The 8,230-nt window shown below is 60.8% G+C and carries 9 protein-coding genes; 2 read left to right on the top strand and 7 right to left on the bottom strand.

Annotated elements, in window-relative coordinates; all coding sequences use genetic code 11:
- Window positions 1–446: 446 nt before the first annotated feature.
- Window positions 447–878, top strand: a complete 432-nt coding sequence (locus WMO46_RS11795) for a helix-turn-helix domain-containing protein (protein WP_349094414.1) — start codon at window positions 447–449, stop codon at window positions 876–878.
- Between the two features lie 419 nt (window positions 879–1,297).
- The gene (locus tag WMO46_RS11790) at window positions 1,298–1,588 is read left to right on the top strand and encodes a hypothetical protein (RefSeq protein WP_019151080.1); all 291 of its coding nucleotides are present in this window, start codon (window positions 1,298–1,300) and stop codon (window positions 1,586–1,588) included.
- A 7-nt stretch (window positions 1,589–1,595) separates the two neighbouring features.
- Here WMO46_RS11790 and WMO46_RS11785 read toward each other — a convergent pair whose 3' ends face one another.
- The 7 genes from WMO46_RS11785 to aroA all read right to left on the bottom strand — a co-directional run bounded on the left by WMO46_RS11785 (window position 1,596) and on the right by aroA (window position 8,230).
- A complete protein-coding gene (locus tag WMO46_RS11785) occupies window positions 1,596–2,378 on the bottom strand; it encodes a hypothetical protein (protein WP_278965019.1) in 783 nt (260 codons plus the stop codon).
- Window positions 2,379–2,515: 137 nt separating this feature from the next.
- Window positions 2,516–2,896, bottom strand: a complete 381-nt coding sequence (locus tag WMO46_RS11780) for a response regulator (RefSeq protein WP_019151078.1) — start codon at window positions 2,894–2,896, stop codon at window positions 2,516–2,518.
- 57 nt (window positions 2,897–2,953) lie between these two features.
- On the bottom strand, window positions 2,954–4,681 hold the full coding sequence (locus tag WMO46_RS11775; RefSeq protein ID WP_278965023.1) for a M23 family metallopeptidase: 1,728 nt from the start codon (window positions 4,679–4,681) through the stop codon (window positions 2,954–2,956).
- Window positions 4,666–5,178 carry a regulatory protein RecX gene (locus tag WMO46_RS11770; protein WP_129651771.1) on the bottom strand — a complete coding sequence of 171 codons (513 nt, stop codon included), beginning with the start codon at window positions 5,176–5,178 and terminating at the stop codon, window positions 4,666–4,668. Before WMO46_RS11770 ends, WMO46_RS11775 begins: the two co-directional genes overlap by 16 nt.
- Entirely contained in the window at window positions 5,160–5,999 is an 840-nt protein-coding gene (gene prmC / locus WMO46_RS11765) for a peptide chain release factor N(5)-glutamine methyltransferase (RefSeq protein ID WP_278965025.1), read from the bottom strand. The genes WMO46_RS11770 and prmC overlap by 19 nt, the downstream gene beginning before the upstream one ends.
- Entirely contained in the window at window positions 5,996–6,973 is a 978-nt protein-coding gene (locus WMO46_RS11760; RefSeq protein WP_019151074.1) for a chorismate synthase, read from the bottom strand. Before WMO46_RS11760 ends, prmC begins: the two co-directional genes overlap by 4 nt.
- A 12-nt stretch (window positions 6,974–6,985) precedes the next feature.
- On the bottom strand, window positions 6,986–8,230 hold the full coding sequence (gene aroA, locus WMO46_RS11755; protein ID WP_278965028.1) for a 3-phosphoshikimate 1-carboxyvinyltransferase: 1,245 nt from the start codon (window positions 8,228–8,230) through the stop codon (window positions 6,986–6,988).

Here is an 8,230-nt window from a genome sequence, read left to right as displayed (position 1 = left end):
CTCAAGAAACCACGTAATTGACTATATTTCAATAATTTCAAAGAACTATTTATCAACTTTTACGGGACAGTAGTGATCCGTGTTATAATAAACAGTTTCGGTTTCCTGTGTTTGTGTGTCTTAAATCGTAAATGAGAATATCTTGCGCTCCTTCGCAATCGTTTAATTGCGGCACGAGCATTATCTGCCGTGTTGTCTTCTAATTTCAGCGACCAAGCATCATTTATCTCCATTTCTGTCAGTACAGCCTGCCAGTTGGACGGCGCGGATTCTGGTCGCTTTTTTAAGATTCTGCCCATTTTTGGTTAATTCCTATTTTTTCAGTAACTTACCCCGATTTATTGGGGTATGAACGTATGGTACGTTCGTACCACGATGCAAATATATGCGCATTTTGAGTAAAAACAAAACAATTTGCGTATTTTTTACTCAATTTATTTGACAGTATGGTTGATAAAAAAGTTAAAAAGCAGCAAATCAGGATGTTGGTAAATTATTATTCGAATGGCAATAAATCAGACTTTGCACGTAAAATTGGCATTACTCCCCAAGGATTAAGCAGCTGGATTACGCGAGGAACATTTGATCTTGAAATAATTTACTCTAAATGCGAAAATATATCCGCGGATTGGTTGCTGAGTGGTGAAGGGAATATGATAAAAGACGAAGCAATTTCTCAAAATGAGGCTCCCGATTTTGTGAATGCTAAACTTGTTCAGGCACTTGCTGATGCAAATAAAGCGTTATCTGCGGCAAATGAAACCATACTTCAGCAACAGGAAATGATTGCAAAACACACAAATACAGGAATTTATACCCCCCCCCATCTTGCAGAATCGGAGGCAAAACATTCACTAAGTCCAGTTGATAAAGAATAGTACGCAGGAGAGGCGAGAAACACGCAATAAAATGAATCGCGTATTTTAGCCTTAATTATCCGCCTTAAATCGAATATGGACTCTTATTCATTTTCTTGGAGAAAAACGAAATTCGGGGCCTTAAAATCATAAATGGCGTCTATTGCGCTACTTTGCATAACCTCGCAACAGAATTAAAATCAATTAAATAAATTCCAAATGTTGCCCAAATAAGATTTCGTACAAGGTTGCAAATTGCTGAATATGAATTGAAATAGGATAGATAATACCTTAGTCTTCTAAGCTGTGGGTCGAGCGTTCGAACCGCTCCGGAATCACATCCGGAAAACTTTCGGCCGGGGCCGGAAGTTTTCTTTTTGCCGTCGTTTTCGATTGTCGATAAATTATCGTACTTTTATGGGTGTCGAAAACAACTGACTATGGGACGGGCGAAAGAAAACTTCAACGACGTGAATTTCAAGGATGAATCGGGCGATTTCGTGCCATTCGGAACCCGATTCGACGTGCTGCGCAATATCTTCTGGAATATTATGGACGGACATGCGCTGGTCCGGGAATCCGTGCATTGCCGCTACTCGATCGAGGCCCGGGGGAAGCGGTGTTATCTGGTCGAGGAATATAAGACCGGAGGAATTTCCGGACGCTACGAAATCCTGAACTGCACCTATGGAGAGCTGAAATGCAGAATAAACCGCAAACTGCCGGAGTGATCTGCCGTCATTCCCTCTCTTTGGCCGACGGACTGAGAAAACCGCACGGTGCGATGATTTCGTCCATGCGCTGAATCATGCGTGCCACGGCGTCGATGAACTGCGCGGCGTTCTCATAGACGGTTACGATGAGCCGTCCGTTTTCCTCGATGCTTTTGTAGCTGATTTGCCGGTACCAGGCGAGTTTCTCGGCCATGCCGTCCGCATACGCCGGATTGTCCGTCATGCCGAAGTGTTCCCAGTAGAAGACCGTGTTCGTCCGTTTGTTCCGGATCGTGAAATCGGGGTATCGGGTTTGCCCCCGGGCGGTCAGCGGACGTTCGTAATAGACATCGAAATGCCGGACGGCCAGCAGCCGGTTCATAATGTACAGTTCGGCCTTCGAACGTACCGTCACGCCGTTCGACGCTTTGAACGATTTGGTCTGCGGCAGGAACCCGGGGGCGTCGTCGGGATGCGAGGTCGCTTCGTTCCGGTCGTTTTCGGTCGTCTTTTCGGGAACGCTCTTTTCTGCGGGAAAGAATCTCCACTGATACCTCGAATGGCAGGAGGTGTCAACCTCGTAATTTTTGATGAACTGCCGCATCAGGCCGCAGTCGTGCATTTTCCGCAGGAAACGGCTGAATTCGGTCGAATCGGGGATCGACTGTCGGAATTCGGGCTTGTTCTTTACATAATCGTAAATGTCCGAAGCCCTCGCAGGTTCTTTCTCCTGCCGGAACTCGAAATACTCCGCGATGCGGCGTTTCAGTTTCAGGAGCAAACCGGTTTCGGGTGGTAGCGGTTCCATATATTCGTTCGGGATTTGTTTGCGCGGCAGGGTCCGCCGCTTTCCGGCGTTCGTGCGGGCTGGGACGATATGGATAAAAAAAGCAGACCGGACGAATCTCCGGCCTGTTTTTTCGGGAAAGAGGGCCGCCGAAGCCGCTATTTGAGGTATTTGTCGAGATACATTTTCAGTTCGCGCGGCATGACGGGCTTGGTGATGAATCCGTTGCATCCGGCCTCCTCGGCAGTGCGCCGGTCGGTGTCGAAGGCATAGGCCGTCTGCATGATGACGGGCAGTTCGGTCGTGCGGAGGCGGATCTCTTTCAGCGCTTCGATCCCGTCCATCACCGGCATCTTGATGTCCATCAGCACGGCGTCGGGATGCTCTGCGAAAGCGTACTCCACGGCTTCCTTGCCGTTTTTGGCCCACAGCAGATCGTACTCTTTTTTGAGGATTATTTCCAGCAGCTTGTAGTTGCTCTCGACATCTTCCGCGATCAGGATCAGCGGTTTACGTTCTGATGTATTGTTGTCGCTCATTTCGCTTAGTGTTACGATTATCGCAAATATAGCAATTTTTTCACAATCCCTTGCGCGTTACCGGTAAAATGTGCCCTTGAAGTGTGCCGTATTGCCGCATCCGTCCCTCACCGAGAGCTGCACGTCGTGCCTGCGCCGCTGCGGCGGGGCGTCGAAAAAGTGGACGAGCGTGCCCTTCACGGGGAACCGGTCGCAGGGGACCCATTCGCCGTCGATGCGCAGCGTCCACGAGGCGATGCCCGAGAAATTGTCGGCGGCGCGGAAACGCAGGCTTTCGGATTTCGAGAGGTCGGCGCCCTCGGCGAAGAGGGGCCGGACCGCGGGTGCGAGCGTGTCGGCCACCGCGACCAGGTCGCCCGTGGCGTAGGTCGAGGCCGTCACGGCGCCGTTCGCATAGGAGCCTCCGACCCACGCCAGCCGGCCTTTGCGGTTGCGCACGGCCAGCGCGGTCCGGAATTGCAGCCGCCGCGGTACGCGGGTGCGGACGGTGACGGCTGCGGGATGCCGCAGCGGTGTGTCGGGGCTGAGGAACCGGTAGGCGGGCGAGAGCACCACGACGCCCGAATCGGCCTGCGGGGTTTCGCGGCGTTCGGGTTTCACGAATATCGGTTCGTAGAGCGCCCCTTCGGGGATGCTGGCCCGGGCTTCGCGTCCGACCTGCACGAGCGAGGTCCGGCCGGGGTAGAGGGCGACGGCCGCCGTGTCGGCTTCGGCCTGGAAACTCTCCGAGCGTCCGCGGACCGTGAATTCCAGCGCCGAGCGGTTGCCGCAGTCGTCTTCGGCCTCGATGCGGATGCGGCGCAGCTGCCCCTCGGCCGTGCGCACCACGCCGCGCTCCTCCATCACCGGGTAGAAACAGCCGGGCGAACCGGCCAGCCGGGCCAGGCGGATCACTTCGTTGCGCGATGCGGGTTGGAGCGAATAGCAGCTCACGGCGTCGCAGCAGCGCGACAGGTCGTGGGTGAAGCCGTCCATGCGGTATTCGAAATAGGGGACGCCGTCAACCGAAGCCGTGACACGCCAGATGCCGAACGTGTTGTGCACGCCGTTGCGGCGGTCGGTGACCTCGGCCACGAAATAACCCTTGCGTCCCGCGCCGACGGGTTCTTCGCGCGTCAGGCGGTAGCGGCCTTCGGCTTCGCGGACCACGGCGTAGCTCTCCATGCGGCTGCGCACCGGAACGCCTTGCAGGGTGTCCACCTCGACGTAGTGCAGACGCATGATGCGGGGCGGCAGGTCGTCTTCGGGGCGGATGACCCCCTCGCGGACGACGTTGTAGAGCCGCTGCGTCGGGGTGTCGCGGATCTCGAAGTGGAGGTGCGGGCCCATCGACGAGCCGCTGTCGCCCGAGAATCCGATCACGTCGCCCTGCTTCACGGGCCACGTTCCGGGACCGAAGAAGAGGTTGACGCCGTTCGCTCGGCGGGCCGTGCGCTCCTGCCGGACGTGCTCCTCGATGTCGTCGCGGAAGCGCTGCAAGTGGCCGTAAACGGCCGTCGTGCCGTTGCGCAGCGTGAGGTAGACGGCCCTGCCGTAGCCGCCCGCCGCGAGGCTCACGCGCGAGACGTAGCCGTCGGCGACAGCCACCAGAGGTTTGCCCTCCGTGCCGTCGGTCTTGATATCGATGCCCGCGTGGAAATGCCCCGGGCGCATCTCGCCGAAGTTGGCCGAGTAGAGCCGCGCCACGTCGCGTATGGGATAAATGTAATCGCCGGGATCGAGCCGCTGGGCCTGCGCCCCGGCACCGATCGCGCTGAACAGCAGAACGGTCAAAAATCTTCGCATGTATCTGTCTCCCTCACCATTGCCGAGGCGGCATCGAGCACCGCCTCGTATTCGTATCCGAGCGAAAGCCCGTAGCGTATCAGTTTCGTTTTCAGTTCGTAGGGCGTGGCGGCCCGCACCGTCCGCGCCTTGCGGGCGAGCATCTGCGCCAGGCGTTCGCCCATGTCCGCGCCTTCGGCCTGCGCCAGCGCCGCGTCGATCAGCTCCCGGCGGATGCCCTTGCGTTGCAGCGCCGTGCGGATCTTGTATGCGCCCCAGCCGCTCAGCCGCAGCTTTTCGCGCACGAAGGCTTCGGCATAGCGGCCGTCGTCGATGAAACGGTCGCGGACGAGTTTTCCGAGCACCTGCTCGGCGTCCCGTTCGGCCAGCCCCCAGCCGCGCATCAGCCGCCGGGCGTCGCTCTCCGACTTCTCGGCCCGGGCGCAGAGCCGCATCAGCGCGGCGAGCGCCTGTTCGGGGGTCTTGTCGCGTCGTTTTTTCACTTCAGCCGGCAGCATATCATGCGGGGTTTGTCGAAAAGGTCCCTGTGGACCGCAATGTCGGTATATCCTTCGCCCTCCAGCATGCGGACGATTTCGTCCGCGGCGTGTTCGTAAATCTCGAACCAGAGCCGTCCGCCGGGCACGAGCATCCGCCGCCCTGCCTGCGCGATGGCCCGGTAGAAGCGGATGCGGTCGTCGTCCGGGACGAACAGCGCCACGGCGGGTTCGTGGTCGCGGACGTTGGAGTGCATCTCCGCGCGGTCGCTTTCGGGCACATAGGGCGGGTTCGACACGATCGCGTCGAAACGCTCCGGGAATGCCTCCGCCAGTCCGCCGAGCGCGTCGGCCTTGCGGAGCGTGACCCGGGCGTCGAGCGTCCGGAAATTCTCCGCGGCGACGGCCAGCGCGTCATCCGAAATATCGGCCGCGAAAATCTCCGCGTCGGGAAGCCCCAGCGCCAGCGACGCCGCGATGCAGCCGCTTCCGGTCCCCACGTCGAGAATCCTCCGGGATCCGCACTCGCCGCGCAGCATCCGGTCCACCAGCTCCTCGGTTTCGGGGCGCGGAATCAGCACCCCCGCGCGCACGGCGAAGCGGCGCCCGTAAAATTCGGTGTGTCCGACGACGTATTGCAGCGGCTCTCCGGCCGCAAGACGTTCCGCGGCCTCCTCCGACCGTTCCGCGGCGAACTCTGCCCCGGGATCGGTCAGCAGCGCCGACAGCGGGATTCCCGCGAGCTCTGCGACGGCATTGCGGGCTATTGCGCGGGCTTCGCGCTCCCCGTAGAGGGGCACGAGGCGTGCGGTCAGTCGGTTGACGGCATCGCGGCGGGTCATCGGCGGATGAAGTTGGCCAGGGCGATGGCCACGGCGGCCTCGACGACCACCGCACCGCGCAGGGCGACGCAGGTGTCGTGGCGGCCGCGGATTTCCAGCGGCTCCACTCGGCCGGTGGCTTCGTTGTAGGTCATCTGTTCGCGGCTGATGCTCGGCGTGGGCTTCAGCGCCGCGCGGACCACGATCTCGTTGCCGTTGGTGATGCCGCCGTTGATGCCGCCGGCACGGTTCGTCGCGGTCGTGCCTTCGCCGTCCGTGAAGCAGTCGTTGTTCTCGGAGCCGCGCAGACGCGAGCCCGCGAATCCGCTGCCGAACTCCACCCCCTTGACCGCCGGAACGGCGAACAGCAGGTGGGCGATCATGCTCTCCGCCGAGTCGAAGAACGGCTCTCCCAGCCCCAGCGGAACGCCCTGCACGCGGCATTCGACGACTCCGCCCACCGAATCGCGGTCGGCGGCCGCTGCGCGCAGCACCTCGTCGAATCCCGCCGGGTCGGTGCATCCGCCGATCTCGGTGAGCCGTGTGGCGAAGCGCACCCCGGCGGGCAGTATCTTTTTGGCGACGACTCCTGCGGCGACCAGCCCCAGCGTCAGGCGGGCCGAGAAGTGGCCTCCGCCGCGCGGGTCGTTGAACCCGCCGAATTTGTGACGGGCCACCAGGTCGGCGTGCGAGGGGCGGTAGTGGAGCACGACGTTGGAGTAGTCCTGCGACCGGGTGTTGGTGTTGGCGAACTCGACGGTCAGCGGGGCTCCCGTCGTGCGGCCGTCGTAGATGCCCGAGACGATTTGCGGCAGGTCCGGTTCGCGGCGCGGCGTGGTCCCGGGGGCTCCGCTGCGGCGGCGTGCGAGGTCTTCGGCGAAATCGGCCTCCGAGAGGGGTATTCCGGCCGGAACGCCGTCCATCGAGACGCCGATCTGCGCCCCGTGCGACTCACCCCAGAGGGTGAGCCGGAAATTGTGTCCGAATTGGTTCATGGGCAAATGGGTTTAATACCGGATGTGTTCGAGGTCCTCGAAGAATCCGGGATAGCTTTTGGCGACGCTTTCGGCCCCCTCGATCGTGATCTCGCTGTCGGCGCGCAGCGCTGCGACGGCCAGCGACATGGCCATGCGGTGGTCGCCGTGGCTCCGGGTGTGCGCTCCGTGCGCCTGTCCGCCGCGTATGCGCATCAGGTCCTCTTCCGAGGTATCGACTTCGATGCCCAGCTTGGCGTATTCGTCGCGGATGGCCTCGGCGCGGTTGCACTCCTTGTATTCGAGGCGCGAGGTGCCGCGGATCTCGCTCACGCCGTCGGCCGCCGCGGCGAGCGCGGCGAGCGCCGGAAAGAGGTCGGGGCAGTTGGTGGCGTCGAACTCGAAGGCGCGGAGCGGACGGTGCTGGACCGTCACCGACTCCGGCTCGTTGATGACCGCCGCCCCGGCGCGCACCAGCGCCGTGCAGATGGCCGTGTCGGCCTGCTTGGAAAGCATCGAGACATTGCGCACGGTGACCTCTCCCGCCGTGGCGCCCGCCACCAGCAGCATGGCCGCGGCGCTCCAGTCGCCCTCGATACTGAAATAGGTCGAACGGTAGTGCTGGCGTCCCGGGATGTAGAACTCCTCGTAGTCGCGCTGGCTGATCTCCACGCCGAAGCGGGCCGCCGTGTCGAGCGTCATATCTAAATAAGGTGTCGATACTGCGCCGTGTACGTGCAGCGTCGTGTCCTGTCCGGCTTTGGGCAGGGCCAGCAGCAGCCCCGTGATGAACTGCGACGAGACCGATCCGTCAACCTCGACCTCCCCGCCGCGGATCGGGCCGCGGACCTCGACCGGCAGGTAGCCGTCGTTGTCGCGGACCGTCACGCCCAGCCGGCGCAGCGGTTCGAGCATCATTCCCATCGGGCGGCGCAGCAACGAATCGCGCCCCTCGATGACGATGGGCGTGGAGCAGAGCGATGCCAGAGGGGTGAAGAGGCGTGTCGCAAGCCCCGATTCGCCGACATCGAGCCGGCTGACCCTGGGGTCGAGCCCCCCTTGGATGGAGAGCGTCGTGGGGTCCGCCTGACGGACCCGGGCGCCCAGCGCCTCGATGCAGCGCAGGGCTGAACGGGTGTCGTCGCAGAATTCGAGGTTGCGCAGCACCGAAACCTCCTCCGAAAGCAGCGCCGCCGCGAGGGCGCGCTGGGCATAACTTTTCGAACAGGGCGGCGTCAGTGTGCCTTTGACGCGGCCCGGGCCAGCCGTTTTGTCCAT

This window comes from Alistipes intestinihominis, assembly GCF_040095975.1.
Lineage (GTDB): Bacteria > Bacteroidota > Bacteroidia > Bacteroidales > Rikenellaceae > Alistipes > Alistipes senegalensis.
Note: the sequence above shows the minus strand (reverse complement) of the source record. Positions and strands in the feature narration are given on the sequence as shown.